At 68.4% G+C, this 14,889-nt stretch carries 14 protein-coding genes; 6 read left to right on the forward strand and 8 right to left on the reverse strand.

What is annotated here, in order from left to right:
• Positions 1 to 56: 56 nt before the first annotated feature.
• The 4 genes from OG245_RS18655 to OG245_RS18670 all read right to left on the reverse strand — a co-directional run bounded on the left by OG245_RS18655 (position 57) and on the right by OG245_RS18670 (position 4,058).
• Positions 57 to 1,325, reverse strand: coding sequence for an MFS transporter (locus OG245_RS18655; protein ID WP_371624638.1), 1,269 nt, complete (start codon positions 1,323 to 1,325; stop codon positions 57 to 59).
• Positions 1,326 to 1,450: 125 nt separating this feature from the next.
• Positions 1,451 to 2,533, reverse strand: coding sequence for an inositol-3-phosphate synthase (locus tag OG245_RS18660; RefSeq protein ID WP_069752210.1), 1,083 nt, complete (start codon positions 2,531 to 2,533; stop codon positions 1,451 to 1,453).
• Between the two features lie 59 nt (positions 2,534 to 2,592).
• On the reverse strand, positions 2,593 to 3,300 hold the full coding sequence (locus OG245_RS18665) for a helix-turn-helix transcriptional regulator (protein WP_371624639.1): 708 nt from the start codon (positions 3,298 to 3,300) through the stop codon (positions 2,593 to 2,595).
• Positions 3,301 to 3,821: 521 nt separating this feature from the next.
• Complete coding sequence (locus tag OG245_RS18670) at positions 3,822 to 4,058, reverse strand: hypothetical protein (RefSeq protein ID WP_371624640.1); 237 nt, start codon at positions 4,056 to 4,058, stop codon at positions 3,822 to 3,824.
• Positions 4,059 to 4,100: 42 nt separating this feature from the next.
• Here OG245_RS18670 and OG245_RS18675 point away from each other — a divergent pair, with 42 nt between their 5' ends.
• Positions 4,101 to 6,464: a transglycosylase domain-containing protein gene (locus OG245_RS18675; protein ID WP_371627917.1), complete on the forward strand. Its 2,364-nt coding sequence runs from the start codon at positions 4,101 to 4,103 to the stop codon at positions 6,462 to 6,464.
• Positions 6,465 to 6,636: 172 nt separating this feature from the next.
• Entirely contained in the window at positions 6,637 to 8,163 is a 1,527-nt protein-coding gene (locus OG245_RS18680) for a glycosyltransferase family 87 protein (protein WP_371624641.1), read from the forward strand.
• A gap of 42 nt (positions 8,164 to 8,205) precedes the next feature.
• Here OG245_RS18680 and OG245_RS18685 read toward each other — a convergent pair whose 3' ends face one another.
• From OG245_RS18685 to OG245_RS18695, 3 genes are all read right to left on the reverse strand, one after another.
• A complete protein-coding gene (locus OG245_RS18685) occupies positions 8,206 to 9,237 on the reverse strand; it encodes an alanine racemase (RefSeq protein ID WP_003967862.1) in 1,032 nt (343 codons plus the stop codon).
• A 78-nt stretch (positions 9,238 to 9,315) separates the two neighbouring features.
• Entirely contained in the window at positions 9,316 to 10,434 is a 1,119-nt protein-coding gene (locus OG245_RS18690) for a lipid II:glycine glycyltransferase FemX (protein WP_371624642.1), read from the reverse strand.
• Positions 10,435 to 10,618: 184 nt separating this feature from the next.
• A complete protein-coding gene (locus OG245_RS18695; protein WP_069752208.1) occupies positions 10,619 to 10,960 on the reverse strand; it encodes a hypothetical protein in 342 nt (113 codons plus the stop codon).
• 329 nt (positions 10,961 to 11,289) lie between these two features.
• Between OG245_RS18695 and rpsF the strand changes: the two genes are divergently transcribed.
• The 4 genes from rpsF to rplI all read left to right on the forward strand — a co-directional run bounded on the left by rpsF (position 11,290) and on the right by rplI (position 13,020).
• Positions 11,290 to 11,580 (forward strand): 30S ribosomal protein S6, encoded by a 291-nt coding sequence (gene rpsF / locus OG245_RS18700; protein ID WP_018957345.1) that lies wholly within the window; start codon positions 11,290 to 11,292, stop codon positions 11,578 to 11,580.
• 74 nt (positions 11,581 to 11,654) lie between these two features.
• On the forward strand, positions 11,655 to 12,275 hold the full coding sequence (locus OG245_RS18705; protein WP_329356879.1) for a single-stranded DNA-binding protein: 621 nt from the start codon (positions 11,655 to 11,657) through the stop codon (positions 12,273 to 12,275).
• A gap of 43 nt (positions 12,276 to 12,318) precedes the next feature.
• A complete protein-coding gene (gene rpsR / locus OG245_RS18710; protein WP_003967857.1) occupies positions 12,319 to 12,555 on the forward strand; it encodes a 30S ribosomal protein S18 in 237 nt (78 codons plus the stop codon).
• An 18-nt stretch (positions 12,556 to 12,573) separates the two neighbouring features.
• On the forward strand, positions 12,574 to 13,020 hold the full coding sequence (rplI, locus tag OG245_RS18715; RefSeq protein ID WP_003967856.1) for a 50S ribosomal protein L9: 447 nt from the start codon (positions 12,574 to 12,576) through the stop codon (positions 13,018 to 13,020).
• A gap of 209 nt (positions 13,021 to 13,229) precedes the next feature.
• On the opposite strand, the gene OG245_RS18720 is transcribed toward rplI, so the two are convergent.
• Positions 13,230 to 14,567 (reverse strand): MATE family efflux transporter, encoded by a 1,338-nt coding sequence (locus OG245_RS18720; protein WP_371624643.1) that lies wholly within the window; start codon positions 14,565 to 14,567, stop codon positions 13,230 to 13,232.
• Positions 14,568 to 14,889 lie beyond the last annotated feature (322 nt).

The raw sequence follows: 14,889 nt of genomic DNA on the forward strand, positions 1-14,889 counted from the left end.
TGCCGAGGGGCGTTGTTTCACGTGAAACAACGCCCCTCGGCACGTCCCATGTCCGGTTACCGGCAGGCGTCGGTGCGTCGTCGGCGGTACATCGTCACCGCGACCACCGCGTACAGCACCGACACGACCGCCACGACGGCGACCGATCTGCCGTCCGGCGGGAGCATCAGGGCCGCCACCCCTGCGGCGCTGACGAACGCGACGTTGAAGAGCACGTCGTAGAGCGAGAAGACCCGGCCGCGGAACGAATCGTCGACCGAGGTCTGTACGACCGTGTCGGTCGCGATCTTCGACCCCTGGGTCACGAGGCCGAGCACGAACGCGGCGATCAGCATCGGAGCGGGCGCGAAGGAGAGGCCCAGGGCGGGGACCAGGACCGCCGCCGCCCCGGCGCAGCCCACGATCCATCCGTACCGGCCGAGCCGCCCCACTGCCCACGGGGTGAGGACGGCGGCGACGAAGAACCCCGCACCGGACGCCCCGACCGCCAGGCCGAGAAGGGCCAGACCGTCCGACTCGGTGTCGGACCACGCGTAGCGGCACAGCATGAGCAGCAGCACCGTGAGCGCGCCGTAACAGAAGCGGATCACGGTCATCGCGGCCAGCGCCCAGGCCGCGTGCCTCCGCTGCGCCAGATGGCGCAGCCCGGCGACGAGCCCGCGCGTGGTGACGGCCAGAGCGGCCCGCAGCCTCAGAGGGCTCCCGTCGTCGTCCGGCCCCAGCAGAGTGCGGGGCAGGCTCAGGGACGCCAGCGCGGAGAGCAGGTAGAGCATCGACCCGAGCAGCACGACGGCCGCTTCGGAATCGTCGGCGACCAGCCGTACGACGAAGGCGAGGCCGCCTCCCGCGGTGGCCGCCAGGGTGCCGGCGGTGGGGGACAGGGAGTTCGCGACGACGAGGCGATCGGCGTCGACCACCCGGGGCAGGGCGGCGGAGAGACCGGCCAGCACGAAACGGTTGACAGCGGTGACGCAGAGGGCCGAGGCGTAGAAGAGCCAGTCGGGCACCGAGGCGAGAATCAGCAGGGCCGTGGAGCAGGCCAGGGCGGCCCGCAGGAGGTTCCCGTAGAGGAAGACCTGCCGTCGGGGCCAGCGGTCCAGCAGAACCCCGGCGAAGGGCCCGATCAGGGAGTAGGGCAGGAGGAGCACCGCCATCGCGGAAGCGATGGCGGCGGCCGACGTCTGCTTCTCGGGGGAGAAGACGACGTACGCGGCGAGGGCGACCTGGTAGACGCCGTCGGCGGACTGGGACAGCAGCCGCACGGTCAGCAGGCGGCGGAAGTTCCGCAGGCGCAGCAGGGTGCGCAGATCACGCGCGACAGACATGGCAGTAAGCGTCACACACGTCGGGGGTCCGCGGGCGGATTGCCCGGGACCCCCGACGTGCGGCAGGAATGAGGTGAGCGTCTCCGCTCAGCGCTCGGGTGAGAACGTCGGCCGAGAAGGCCGGTTCAGCTCTCGGTGTCGCCGTTGATGAACTTCTCGACGTTCTCGCGGGCCTCGTCGTCGAAGTACTGCACCGGCGGGCTCTTCATGAAGTAGCTCGAAGCCGACAGGATCGGGCCACCGATGCCGCGGTCCTTGGCGATCTTCGCCGCGCGGACGGCGTCGATGATGACACCGGCCGAGTTCGGGGAGTCCCACACCTCGAGCTTGTACTCCAGGTTCAGCGGAACGTCGCCGAACGCGCGGCCCTCGAGGCGCACGTATGCCCACTTGCGGTCGTCCAGCCAGGCCACGTAGTCCGAGGGGCCGATGTGGACGTTGTCCGCACCCAGCTCACGGTCACGGATCTGCGAAGTGACGGCCTGCGTCTTGGAGATCTTCTTGGACTCCAGGCGCTCACGCTCGAGCATGTTCTTGAAGTCCATGTTGCCGCCGACGTTCAGCTGCATCGTGCGGTCCAGGATGACACCGCGGTCCTCGAAGAGCTTCGCCATCACGCGGTGCGTGATGGTGGCGCCCACCTGGGACTTGATGTCGTCGCCGACGATCGGGACACCGGCCTCGGTGAACTTGTCCGCCCACTCCTTGGTGCCGGCGATGAAGACCGGGAGAGCGTTGACGAACGCGACCTTGGCGTCGATGGCGCACTGCGCGTAGAACTTCGCAGCGACCTCGGAACCGACGGGGAGGTAGCAGACGAGAACGTCGACCTGCTTGTCCTTGAGGATCTGGACGACGTCGACCGGGGCGTCCGCGGACTCCTCGATCGTCTCGCGGTAGTACTTGCCCAGGCCGTCGTGGGTGTGGCCGCGCTGGACGGTCACGCCCGTGTTCGGCACGTCCGCGATCTTGATGGTGTTGTTCTCGCTGGCTCCGATGGCGTCCGCGAGGTCGAGGCCGACCTTCTTCGCGTCGACGTCGAAGGCGGCGACGAACTCGACGTCGCTGACGTGGTACTCGCCGAACTGGACGTGCATCAGGCCGGGCACCTTGCCGGCCGGATCGGCGTCCTTGTAGTACTCGACGCCCTGCACCAGCGAGGCGGCGCAGTTGCCCACGCCTACGATGGCTACGCGAACCGAACCCATTCCGGTTGCTCCCTGTGTAATCGGTGTTTCCGATGAAGTCGCCGCGGAGTGCGATGACTTCACTTGGCGGTGTCGTCGGACGGATCCGGCCGGGTGTTGTCCCGGTGCCGGGGCAGGCCGCCCGTCTCTCCAGGTGTGTCCTGCTGAGCAGAGCCCTCGGGCGAGGATCGTCGCCGATCCCGTCCCGACCGCTCGCTCTCGATGAGCTCGTTCAGCCAGCGCACTTCGCGCTCCACGGACTCCATGCCGTGCCGCTGCAGCTCAAGTGTGTAGTCGTCGAGTCGTTCACGGGTGCGGGCGAGAGAGGCGCGCATCTTCTCCAGGCGCTCCTCCAGCCGACTGCGCCGGCCTTCGAGCACCCGCATCCGCACTTCGCGTTCGGTCTGGCCGAAGAAGGCGAAGCGTGCTGCGAAGTGCTCGTCCTCCCAGGCGTCCGGACCGGTGTGCGAGAGCAGCTCCTCGAAGTGCTCCTTACCTTCTGCCGTCAAGCGGTAGACGATCTTCGCCCGGCGCCCCGTCAGCGAGGACGAGGAAGCGGCCGAGCGTCCGGCGGCCGGCGCGGCGTCCGCCGGATCACCGGCGGGCTCCTCGATCAACCAGCCGCTGGCCACCAGCGTCTTGAGGCAGGGATAGAGCGTTCCGTAGCTGAACGCACGGAAGATTCCCAGCGAGGTGTTGAGGCGTTTGCGCAGCTCATAGCCGTGCATCGGCGATTCGCGGAGCAGGCCGAGAACAGCGAACTCGAGGATGCCGGAGCGTCTGCTCACCGGTGCCTCCTCCTTCTTCCGCTGCTTCCGTCGGCACGGTCAACCCGGACCAGCGGGTGTACTTATGCCGTGCTGATGTATCGACTCGATACATCAGCACGATAGATCGCTCCGAGCGGTTCGACAAGGGTGACCTTCGTGAACGGCGTCACATCAGTAATTCCCAGGGTTCGACTTGCGTTGTTTGGGGTGAAGTTCGGCCCTAGGCGGGTTTTGACCGTGCGTAGTCTGTGCGGCATGCAGACCACCGGGAACCGCGAGGCGCTTTCGCGCGTCAGTCATCGCGGACTGCCGGATGTACTGCGGATGAGTCCTCCGCAGTGGCTTGTCCGTAATTCGGGGGGACCGGATCTCAACTGCCGCTTCCAGGCGCTCTCGCCTGCCCGAGGAGTAGTCGTTCCATGAGCGAGCACCGTCGCAAAACGCCTCAGCCACAAGGCGGCGGGCGTGCCGCGGCCAGACGAGCCGCCCAGCAGTCGACCGGACGCCGAGCAGTCCCGTCACGCAGAGCCACGCAGGCATCACCTTCCGAATCGCCGTCCGAGTCGCACGGCGATGATCGCCCGTACGGCAGCCGTGCTGAGGCCCGCCGCGCGGCCCAGCGAGGCGGCCGACGCCGGGGCGCCGACGGCGGGGGCCACGGCGCGGGCGGCGGTGGCCGACGCCGCGGTGGTGGTGGCGGCTCCGACGGCCCGGGGGGCCGGGGGCGCGACCACGGTGACCCCGGCAAGAAGCGCTTCATCGACTACCCGCGCCACGACAGGTACGGGTTCCGCCGCTGGGTGCCCTCGTGGAAGCTGATGTCGGGGCTCTGCCTGGGGTTCCTCGGCGTGCTGATGGGCATCGGCGGCATCGCCTATGCGTTGGTGGTCCCACCGAAGCCCAACGAGACGGCCAAGGCGCAGAACAACGTCTACTACTGGGCCGACGGCACGCAGATGGTGGCGACCGGCGGTGAGGTCAACCGCCAGGAGCTCAAGTACGAGCAGATCCCGGAGGAGATGCGCAACGCCGTCATCTCGGCCGAGAACAAGAGCTTCGACACGGACAAGGGCATCGACCCGGTGGGCATCGGCCGTGCGCTGTTGAACATGGCCACGGGCGGTGAGACCCAGGGCGGCTCGACCATCACCCAGCAGTACGTGAAGAACTCCATGCTCACCCAGGACCAGACGCTCAAGCGGAAGTTCCAGGAGCTCTTCATCACGCTCAAGGTCGCCGGCGACGTGTCGAAGGAAGACGTGATGGCCGGCTACCTCAACGTCTCGTACTACGGACGTGGGGCTTCGGGGCTGCAGGCGGCGGCCCGCACCTACTACAACAAGGACGCCGACGAACTGGACGCGAGCGAGTGCGCCTTCCTGGCCACCCTGCTCAAGGGCGCGAGCTACTACGACCCCGCAGGCGCCCCCGACATCGACAAGAACAACGCAACCGCGGAGAAGAACACCAAGCGGGCCAAGGAGCGTTGGAAGTGGATCCTTGACGAGCAGGTCAAGGACGGGCGCATGACGGCGGAGGAGCGCGCCAAGTACACGAAGTTCCCCATGCCGCGGCCGAAGAGGCAGGACGCCAAGCTGGGCGGTCAGACCGGCTACCTGGTGGAGCTCGCCAAGAAGTACTTCCTCGCCAACAACGATCGCGACATCGACGCCAAGAAGCTCGAACTGGGCGGCTTCGAGATCCACACCACCTTCCAGAGGAAGAGGGTGGAGGAGCTCCAGGCAGCGGTGAAGAAGGTCTATGACGCCAAGATCCGGCCCAAGGACCGCCCCAAGACGGACACGCACGTCGAGTTCGGCGGTGCGTCCGTGGACGCGAGGACCGGCGCGATCATCGCCACGTACGGCGGCCAGGACGCCACCACGCACTACACGAACAACGCCGACGCCACCGGCGCCCAGGTCGGTTCGACGTGGAAGCCGTTCGTGCTGGCCGCCGCCATGCAGTACGGCGTGCGCGACCCGTCCGGCGGGCCGGAGCAGAGCAACACCGAGCGCACCCAGATCTCGCCCGAGAGCATCTACAACGGCGATGACGGCCTGCGGATCAGGGACTACACCGGCAAGATCTGGTTGAACGAGGACGACAAGGAATGGCGCCAGACCAACGACGGCAACTATGACTATGGCGAGATCGACCTGCGGACGGCCATGGAGAAGTCGGCCAACTCCCCGTTCGTACAGCTCGGCATGGACGTCGGCACGGACAAGGTCAAGGACGTCGCCGTCGCCTCCGGTCTGAAGGACGACACCTTCATGGCGAACTCCACCGTTCCCTCGTTCTCCATCGGCACCTCCTCGCCCAGCGCCATCCGCATGGCCGGCTCCTACGCCACCTTCGCCACGAGTGGCCAGCAGAACGACACGTATTCGGTCACCGAGGTCAAGGAAGGGGGCGTGACCGTCTTCAAGCACGAGAAGAAGCCGAAGCGCGCCTTCAGCCCGGTCATCGCCGACAACGTGACGGACGTGCTGAAGAACGTCGTGGAGAACGGAACGGGTGAGCCCGCCCGCCTTGAGGGCCGTGAAGCCGCGGGCAAGACCGGTACGACGGACGGCAACCGGTCCGCCTGGTTCGTCGGGTACACCCCGCAGATCTCGACCGCCATCAGCATGTTCCGGTACGACGACGACGAGACGAACCAGAAGCGCGAGTTCCTGAAGATGTTCGGCACCGGGGGTGAGGAGAAGATCCACGGAAACTCGTTCCCGGCCTCCATCTGGCACGACTACATGACCAGTGCGATGAAGGGCAAGAAGGCCATCTCCTTCCCGGAGCCGAAGGACCTGGGCGACGTCGTGTGGGGCGGTGGCGCGGTCAGCCCCAGCCCGACGCCCAGTCCCACCCCGTCGCCGACACCCTCCGAGGAGGAGACGAAGCCGACGCCGACGCCGACGCAGACCACTCCGACTCCGCCGACGCCGACGCCGACCAAGACCTGCGGCATCTTCGACCCGAACTGCCAGGAGGCCAACGGCGGGGCGAACGGCGGAGCCGACGGTGGCGCCGACAACGGCGGAGCCGACGGTGGCGCCGACAACGGTGGAGCCGACGGTGGCGCCGACAACGGCGGAGCCGACGGTGGCGCCGACAACGGCGGAGCCGAGGGAGCCAGCGGCAACCCGGGCGGAACCGGTTCGATCTGGGGCAACTCCGGATAGCAGGACGCCCCGGCCGGGCCCTCACGGGCCCGATCGGCACAGCGGCGAGGGCCGCCGTACCCACCCGGTACGGCGGCCCTCGCCGCGTTTCCGGCGGCGGCCCGCGGCAGCCCGGATCCGTGCCCGTGTCCCCCGGGCGGTCCTTGCCCCGGGCACAGCCCCGTACGGCAGGATGTGCGGCATGCCAAGCCCCAGCGCAGAAGACACGAGCGTGCACCAGGAGCGGCCCGTCGTGCGGCCCACCGATCAGGACGAGGTCGCGGCGGCCGGCAGCGAGCTGTTCGGCGGCCGGGTGGGACGCTGGGCTCGGCTCGGCGACGGCCCGCTCACGCCCGTGCGCGTCGTCGCGCTGGTCATGATCGGGATGTTCGCCCTCGGCATGGTGCAGAAGATCCCCTGCTACGAATGGGCCTGGTTCCGCGGGGCCACCTCGCAGTACACCCACGCCTGTTACTCCGACATTCCGCACCTCTTCATGGGGCGCGGCTTCGCCGACGGCCTCGTGCCGTACTTCGACCGGCTGAGCGGCGACATGCAGTACCTGGAGTACCCCGTGCTGACCGGGGTGTTCATGCAGGTGGCGGCCTGGCTGACGCTGACGCCCGACAGCGATCCCATCCAGCAGCGCGAGCAGATGTACTGGATGGTCAACGCGGGCATGCTGATGATCTGCGCGGTGGTCATCGCCGTGTGCACCGTCCGCACGCACCGCCGCCGCCCCTGGGACGGCCTCCTGGTCGCGCTGGCCCCCGCGTTCGTCCTCACGGCGACGATCAACTGGGACCTGCTGGCCGTCGCCCTGACGGCCGCGGCGATGCTCATGTGGTCCCGGGGCCGGGTGCTCGCGTTCGGCGTCCTCATCGGCCTGGCGACGGCCGCCAAGCTCTATCCCGCTCTGCTGCTCGGCCCGCTCCTGGTGCTCTGCTGGCGGGCGGGCAGGATCCGCGAGTTCGGGACGGCCCTGCTGGGCGCGGGGGCGGCCTGGCTCGTGGTGAACCTGCCGGTGATGGTCTTCGCCCCCGAGGGGTGGCGGAAGTTCTACACCTTCAGCCAGGAGCGGCCCATCGACTTCGGTTCGTTCTGGCTGATCATCACCCAGCGCACCGGCAAGCCCATCGACGTGGAGACGGTCAACACCGCATCGGTCGTCCTGATGGTCGTGTTCTGCGCGGGCATCGCGGGCCTGGCGCTCTCCGCGGCCCGCCGGCCGCGCTTCGCCCAGCTGGCGTTCCTGGTGGTGGCCGCGTTCGTCCTGACGAACAAGGTCTACTCACCGCAGTACGTGCTCTGGCTGATTCCGCTGGCGGTCCTGGCCCGGCCGGCCTGGCGCGACTTCCTCATCTGGCAGGCCTGCGAGGTCATGTACTTCCTCGGGATCTGGTCCTACCTCGCGTACACCAGCGGCGGCGACAAGCACCAGGGGCTGCCGCAGGAGGGCTACCAGGTCGCGATCGCCCTGCACCTGCTGGGCACGCTGTACCTGTGCGCGCTGATCGTCCGGGACATCCTCCAGCCGGAGAAGGACCCGGTGCGCGGGGACGGGTCGGACGACCCGTCGGGCGGTGTTCTCGACGGGGCTCCGGACGCGTTCGTGCTGGGGCCCGAGGCCCGGCCGTCGGGGCATCAGGCCCTGACGGTCACAGGGCCTCGGGTCGAGTGGGGCGGGACGCCCACGGGGACGCCCACCCGGGACGGCTGACCCGGGGCCCGGCGCGGCCGTTCACGGCCGCGCCGGGGCGGCTCAGCGGTCGACGAGCCGGTCGTACTGCGTGGTGGTGTGGCGCAGGTGGGCGACCAGCTCGTCGCCGACCCGCGGCTCCTGGGCGTCCGAGGGCACGAACAGGATCGACACCTGCATGTGCGGCGGTTCGGCGAACCACCGCTGCTTGCCCGCCCAGACGAACGGCGACAGGTTGCGGTTGACCGTGGCCAGGCCCGCGCGGGCGACGCCCTTGGCCCGCGGCATCACGCCGTGCAGCGCCTTGGGCGCCTCCAGGCCGACCCCGTGGGACGTACCGCCGGCCACGACGACCAGCCAGCCGTCGGAGGCGGCCTTCTGCTGGCGGTAGCCGAACCGGTCGCCCTTGACCACGGGGGTGACGTCCAGGACGGCCCCCCGGTACTCGGTGGCCTCGTGGTCGCCGAGCCAGAGCCGGGTGCCGATACGGGCACGGAAGCGGGTCTGCGGGAACTGCTGCTGGAGCCGGGCCAGCTCCTCGGCGCGCAGATGGCTGACGAACATGGTGTGCAGCGGCAGCCGGGCCGCGCGCAGCCGGTCCATCCAGCCGATGACCTCCTCGACGGCGTCGGAGCCGTCGGTGCGGTCCAGTGGCAGGTGCAGGGCGAAGCCTTCGAGCCGTACGTCCTCGATCGCCGCGTGCAGCTGCCCGAGCTCCTCCTCCTTGACGCCGTGGCGCTTCATGGAGCTCATGCACTCGATGACGACGCGGGCGCCCACCAGCGCGTGCACCCCGTCGACGGAGGAGACGGACCGGATGACGCGGTCCGGGAGCGGTACGGGCTCCTCACCGCGCCGGAACGGGGTCAGGACCAGCAGGTCGCCGCTGAACCAGTCCTTGATCCGGGCCGCCTCGTAGGTCGTCCCGACGGCGAGGGTGTCGGATCCGAAGCGGATCGTCTCGTCGGCGAGGCGCTCGTGGCCAAAGCCGTAGCCGTTGCCCTTGCAGACGGGTACGAGACCGGGGAACTGGTCGATCACGGACTTCTGGTGCGCCCGCCAGCGCGCGGTGTCGACGTAGAGGGAGAGCGCCATGGCCGGCCCGGAACCTTTCTGGTGGCTGCGGTGAATCAGGAACGAACGGGGTGGTGCGCGGATGTGCGGTGAAGCGGATCAGCGGCGGGACATATACATGTCGAGCGCCTTGTGGAGCAGCTTGTTGAGCGGGAAGTCCCACTCGCCGACGTACTCGACGGCCTCGCCGCCGGTGCCGACCTTGAACTGGATCAGGCCGAAGAGATGGTCGGTCTCGTCGAGCGAGTCGCTGATCCCGCGCAGGTCGTAGACGGTCGCGCCCATCGCGTAGCTGTCGCGCAGCATGCGCCACTGCATCGCGTTCGACGGCCGGACCTCGCGTCCGATGTTGTCGGAGGCGCCGTAGGAGTACCAGACGTGTCCGCCGACGACGAGCATCGTGGCCGCGGAGAGGTTCACGCCGTTGTGGCGGGCGAAGTAGAGACGCATCCGGTTGGGGTCCTCGGAGTTGAGGACGGTCCACATGCGCTGGAAGTACGAGAGCGGGCGCGGCCGGAAGCGGTCGCGTTCGGCGGTGATCTCGTAGAGCCGCTGCCACTCGGCCAGGTCCTCGTAGCCGCCCTGGACGACCTCGACGCCGGCCTTGTCGGCCTTCTTGATGTTGCGGCGCCACAGCTGGTTGAAGCCCTTGAGGACGTCCTCGAGCGAGCGGTTGGCCAGCGGCACCTGGAAGACGTAGCGGGGCTGGACGTCACCGAATCCGGCGCCGCCGTCCTCGGCCTGCTGCCAGCCCATCTTGCGCAGCCGGTCCGCGACCTCGAAGGCGCGCGGCTCGATGTGCGTGGCCTCGACGTCGCGCAGGCGCTTCACGTCCGGGTCCTGGATGCCGGACTTGATGGCGGCCGAGTCCCAGCGGCGGATGACCACCGGCGGGCCCATCTTCACGGAGAAGGCGCCCTGCTGCTTGAGGTGCGTGAGCATCGGCCGGAGCCAGTCGTCCAGATTCGGTGCGTGCCAGTTGATGACCGGGCCCTCGGGGAGGTACGCCAGGTAGCGCTTGATCTTGGGCAGCTGGCGGTACAGGACGAGGCCGGCGCCGACGATCTCGCCGTTCTTGTCGAACCAGCCCAGGTTCTCCGAGCGCCATTCGGTCTTCACGTCAGCCCACGCCGGGACCTGGCAGTGACTGGCCGAGGGCAGGCTCTGGATGTACGCCAGATGCTGCTCTCGGCTGATGGTCCTCAGGGTCAGGCTCATGCGGGGCGCTCCTCGGCAGGTGTGTCCCCATCGGTCAGGGGCTCCGGCTCTCGCGCCGAAGCCTACTGTGACCGAGGGGGGCCCGGCCTGGCCCCGGGGGCCCGGAACGCACGGCGGGCCGACGCGGGCGCCTGGGCACCCGCGTCGGCCCGTTCTCCGGCCGGTGCTCCGGCCGATGCTCCGGTCAGGTGATCACGCCGCCGAAGAGGCCGCCGTGGGCCATGCCGAGGTAGAAGCCGACCGCGGAGGCGCCGAGGCCCATGATCAGGCCGAACCGCTCCCAGGTGGTCTTCGAGATGTACTGGCCGTAGGCGCCGGTCAGGATCCCGATGAGCCCCGCCCAGGAGCTGATCAGGTGCAGATGGTGGAACATCGCCGTGACGAACGCGAGGATGCCCAGTACCCCGGTCACCACCATCAGGACGTCCTGGACGGGGTGCGGCCTGCCGTCCGTCGCGAAGAGGGAACCGGTGGCGCGGCGGCCGGTCGGGGACCGGGAGCCGGCGGGTCGGATGGTCTGTGCCATGGAGTACCTCCTGGCCGGACGGACGGGCGGTGGATCCACCGCCCCGCACTACGGCGGGTGTAGCGCCTCTCACACCGCATCTGTCTCGATTGTGCCCTCTGAGCTCCTGATTTCAACCGGAAGCCGGTCTACGGGTAGTCTGTACGGTCTGCACCGGTGTCTGCCCAGGCCAGCACGGCGAGCCTCCCCCGAACCCCCGTATCCGGGATCGTTCGGGAGCTGGTTGTCAGTGCTGGGTGTTCTCCTCGGTAACGCCGTTGCAACACGCATCACGACCCTCCTGCCACGGAACGACCGTGGCCGCTGAGTCCAAAGGAGGTGGGTTCCACATGCGTCACTACGAGGTGATGGTCATCCTCGACCCCGATCTCGAGGAGCGAGCAGTCTCCCCGCTGATCGAGAACTTCCTCTCCGTCGTCCGTGAGGGCGATGGAAAGGTGGAGAAGGTCGACACCTGGGGCCGTCGTCGGCTCGCCTACGAGATCAAGAAGAAGCCCGAGGGCATCTACTCGGTCATCGACCTGCAGGCCGAGCCTGCGGTCGTCAAGGAGCTCGACCGCCAGATGAACCTGAACGAGTCGGTCCTCCGGACCAAGGTCCTCCGTCCCGAGATCCACTGAGCATCTAGCTCAGCGGTTTTCGGGTCCGAGTAGCAGCAAGCAGCCAGAAGCAATCCCCGCCGAGAGGTTCACCCATGGCAGGCGAGACCGTCATCACGGTCGTCGGCAATCTCGTCGACGACCCCGAGCTGCGCTTCACCCCGTCCGGTGCGGCGGTCGCGAAGTTCCGTGTCGCGTCCACTCCCCGCATCTTCGACCGGCAGACCAATGAGTGGAAGGACGGCGAAGGCCTGTTCCTCACCTGCTCGGTCTGGCGTCAGGCGGCGGAGAACGTCGCGGAGTCGCTTCAGCGAGGCATGCGCGTCGTCGTGCAGGGCCGGTTGAAGCAGCGGTCCTACGAGGACCGTGAGGGCGTCAAGCGCACGGTCTACGAGCTGGACGTCGAGGAAGTCGGCCCCAGCCTCAAGAACGCCACGGCGAAGGTCACCAAGACCACCGGTCGCGGTGGTCAGGGCGGCCAGGGTGGATACGGCGGCGGCCAGCAGGGCGGCGGCAACTGGGGCGGCGGTCCCGGTGGCGGTGGCCAGCAGGGCGGCGGCGGTGCACCCGCCGACGACCCGTGGGCGACCGGCGCGCCGGCAGGCGGCCAGGGCGGCGGGGGACAGCAGGGTGGCGGCGGAGGCGGCTGGGGCGGAAGCTCCGGCGGTTCCGGCGGTGCCTCTGGCGGCGGCTACTCGGACGAGCCTCCCTTCTAGGGCTGCTCGTACCCCCACTTCTTGATCACACAGGAGAAACACCATGGCGAAGCCGCCTGTGCGCAAGCCTAAGAAGAAGGTCTGCGCGTTCTGCAAGGACAAGACCCAGTACGTGGACTACAAGGACACGAACATGCTGCGGAAGTTCATTTCCGACCGCGGCAAGATCCGTGCCCGCCGCGTCACCGGCAACTGCACGCAGCACCAGCGTGACGTCGCCACGGCTGTCAAGAACAGCCGTGAGATGGCGCTGCTGCCCTACACGTCCACCGCGCGATAAGGGAAGGGTGACAACAGCATGAAGATCATCCTCACCCACGAGGTCTCCGGCCTCGGCACCGCCGGCGACGTCGTCGACGTCAAGGACGGGTACGCCCGTAACTACCTGGTTCCGCGTGGCTTCGCCATTCGCTGGACCAAGGGCGGCGAGAAGGACGTGGCGCAGATCCGCCGCGCCCGCAAGATCCACGAGATCGCGACGATCGAGCAGGCCAACGAGATCAAGGCCAAGCTCGAGGGCGTGAAGGTCCGTCTGGCTGTTCGCTCCGGCGACGCCGGCCGTCTCTTCGGCTCGGTCACCCCGGCCGACGTCGCTGCGGCGATCAAGGCTGCCGGTGGTCCCGACGTCGACAAGCGTCGCGTCGAGCTCGGCTCGCCGATCAAGACGCTCGGCGGACACCAGGTGTCCGTCCGTCTGCACCCCGAGGTCGCAGCGAAGCTCGGCGTCGAGGTCGTTGCTGCCTAAGGGCAGAGCTCAGCTGAGTCAGTGAAGGGCCGCACCCGTTGGGTGCGGCCCTTCCTGTCTCGTGGAACTCCTGTCTCTTACGGACTGTCTCCAGTGACGTGCGGTGTTTCACGTGAAACGAGCGACCTGTTTCACGTGAAACGGCGGCTTGTTCCACGTGAACGGACCGCCTGTTTCACGTGAAACAAGCCGCGAACCGTGCGGATGGATCAGCGTGTGGCTCCGGTGACGATCCACCGGCCCGACCGGGTACGCAGCCAGAGCGTGACCAGGCGGACGGCCATCATCAACGTCATCGCCCACCAGAGCGCGGTGAGTCCGCCGCCGAGGGAGGGCACCAGGAGTGCGACGGGCGCGAAGACGGCGAGCGTCACCAGCATCGCCCAGGCGAGATAGCGTCCGTCACCGGCTCCCATCAGGACGCCGTCCAGGACGAAGACCACACCTGCGATCGGCTGGGAGACCGCCACGACCAGGAGCGCGGGGAGCAGGGTGTCCTTCACCGCGGGGTCGCTGGTGAAGAGCGGGATGAACAGGGGCCGGGCGAGCACGATCAGGACGCCGAGCACGATGCCGCAACCGATACCCCACTCGACCATGCGGCGGCAGGCCTCGCGCGCGCCCTTCTCGTCGTTCGCCCCCAGATAGCGGCCGATGATCGCCTGCCCGGCGATGGCGATGGCGTCGAGCGCGAAGGCGGTCAGACTCCAGAGGGAGAGGATGATCTGATGCGCGGCGATGTCGACGTCCCCGAGCCGGGCGGCGACAGCGGTGGCGATCATCAGAACGGCGCGCAGTGACAGAGTCCGGATCAGCAGTGGTACGCCGGCCCGTGCGCTGGCCCTGATGCCGGCCGCGTCGGGACGCAGGGAGGCGCCGTGCCTCCGGGCTCCGCGGATCACCACGACGAGATAGACGGCGGCCATGCCGACCTGGGCGATCACCGTTCCCCACGCGGATCCGGCGATGCCGAGGCCGGCACCGTAGACGAGGGCCACATTGAGGGCGGCGTTCACCGTGAAGCCGCCGATGGCGACGTACAGCGGGGTGCGGGTGTCCTGGAGGCCGCGCAGGACGCCGGTGGCGGCGAGCACGACGAGCATGGCCGGGATGCCGAGGATGGAGATCCTCAGGTAGGTGATGGCGTAAGGAGCCGCGGTATCGGACGCGCCGAAGACGTCGACCAGCCAGGGGGCTGCCGGGACCGCGAGTGCGACGACGGCTGCTCCGAGCAGAAGGGCGAGCCAGATGCCGTCCATGCCCTGGCGGATGGCGGCGGGGAGATCGCCCGCCCCCACGCGGCGGGCGACGGCCGCCGTGGTCGCGTAAGCGAGGAAGACGAAGATGCTCACGGCCGTCATCAGGAGGGCTGCGGCGATGCCGAGACCAGCCAGTTGCGGGGTGCCGAGGTGGCCGACGACGGCGCTGTCGACCATCACGAACAGGGGCTCGGCGACGAGTGCGCCGAATGCCGGGACGGCAAGGGCGATGATCTCGCGGTCGTGCCGTCGGCGGCCGTTCTTCGTGGTCGCGGGGGCCTTGGTCATGAGGGTCAATCTAATCTTCCACAGGTAAGAGATGCAATCGCTCTGGGGTCCTTACTTTCGCCCCGGTGGGGCCGTCCTGTCCACGCCGTCTGCAGTGATCTTGAAATGAGGGCGAAAGTTTTTCTCCCCCACAGTCGGTGGATGGAGAATGCGCAGGTCAGGATAGTTACGCCGCTGTCGCTATGAGTTTGTCCACAGTGCTGTCCCCTGGTCCGTGCACAGGTTCGGCAGGGTTCTCCACAGCATCTGGTCCGTCGTCCACATGCCCTGTGGATAACCAGATTGGCTGACGGTGCGGAGGGGCCTACCGTGGTGCGGCGCC

It is taken from the genome of Streptomyces sp. NBC_01116 (assembly GCF_041435495.1).
Lineage (GTDB): Bacteria > Actinomycetota > Actinomycetes > Streptomycetales > Streptomycetaceae > Streptomyces.

Bases quoted from the DNA above. Each gene is read 5' to 3' on its own strand.
- OG245_RS18720 (WP_371624643.1), bottom strand. From the start codon at position 14,567: ATGACCAAGGCCCCCGCGACCACGAAGAACGGCCGCCGACGGCACGAC.
- OG245_RS18695 (WP_069752208.1), bottom strand. From the start codon at position 10,960: ATGGCACAGACCATCCGACCCGCCGGCTCCCGGTCCCCGACCGGCCGC.
- OG245_RS18705 (WP_329356879.1), top strand. From the start codon at position 11,655: ATGGCAGGCGAGACCGTCATCACGGTCGTCGGCAATCTCGTCGACGAC.
- OG245_RS18675 (WP_371627917.1), top strand. From the start codon at position 4,101: ATGTCGGGGCTCTGCCTGGGGTTCCTCGGCGTGCTGATGGGCATCGGC.
- OG245_RS18660 (WP_069752210.1), bottom strand. From the start codon at position 2,533: ATGGGTTCGGTTCGCGTAGCCATCGTAGGCGTGGGCAACTGCGCCGCC.
- OG245_RS18655 (WP_371624638.1), bottom strand. From the start codon at position 1,325: ATGTCTGTCGCGCGTGATCTGCGCACCCTGCTGCGCCTGCGGAACTTC.
- rpsR (WP_003967857.1), top strand. From the start codon at position 12,319: ATGGCGAAGCCGCCTGTGCGCAAGCCTAAGAAGAAGGTCTGCGCGTTC.
- rplI (WP_003967856.1), top strand. From the start codon at position 12,574: ATGAAGATCATCCTCACCCACGAGGTCTCCGGCCTCGGCACCGCCGGC.
- OG245_RS18685 (WP_003967862.1), bottom strand. From the start codon at position 9,237: ATGGCGCTCTCCCTCTACGTCGACACCGCGCGCTGGCGGGCGCACCAG.
- OG245_RS18680 (WP_371624641.1), top strand. From the start codon at position 6,637: ATGTGCGGCATGCCAAGCCCCAGCGCAGAAGACACGAGCGTGCACCAG.
- OG245_RS18690 (WP_371624642.1), bottom strand. From the start codon at position 10,434: ATGAGCCTGACCCTGAGGACCATCAGCCGAGAGCAGCATCTGGCGTAC.
- rpsF (WP_018957345.1), top strand. From the start codon at position 11,290: ATGCGTCACTACGAGGTGATGGTCATCCTCGACCCCGATCTCGAGGAG.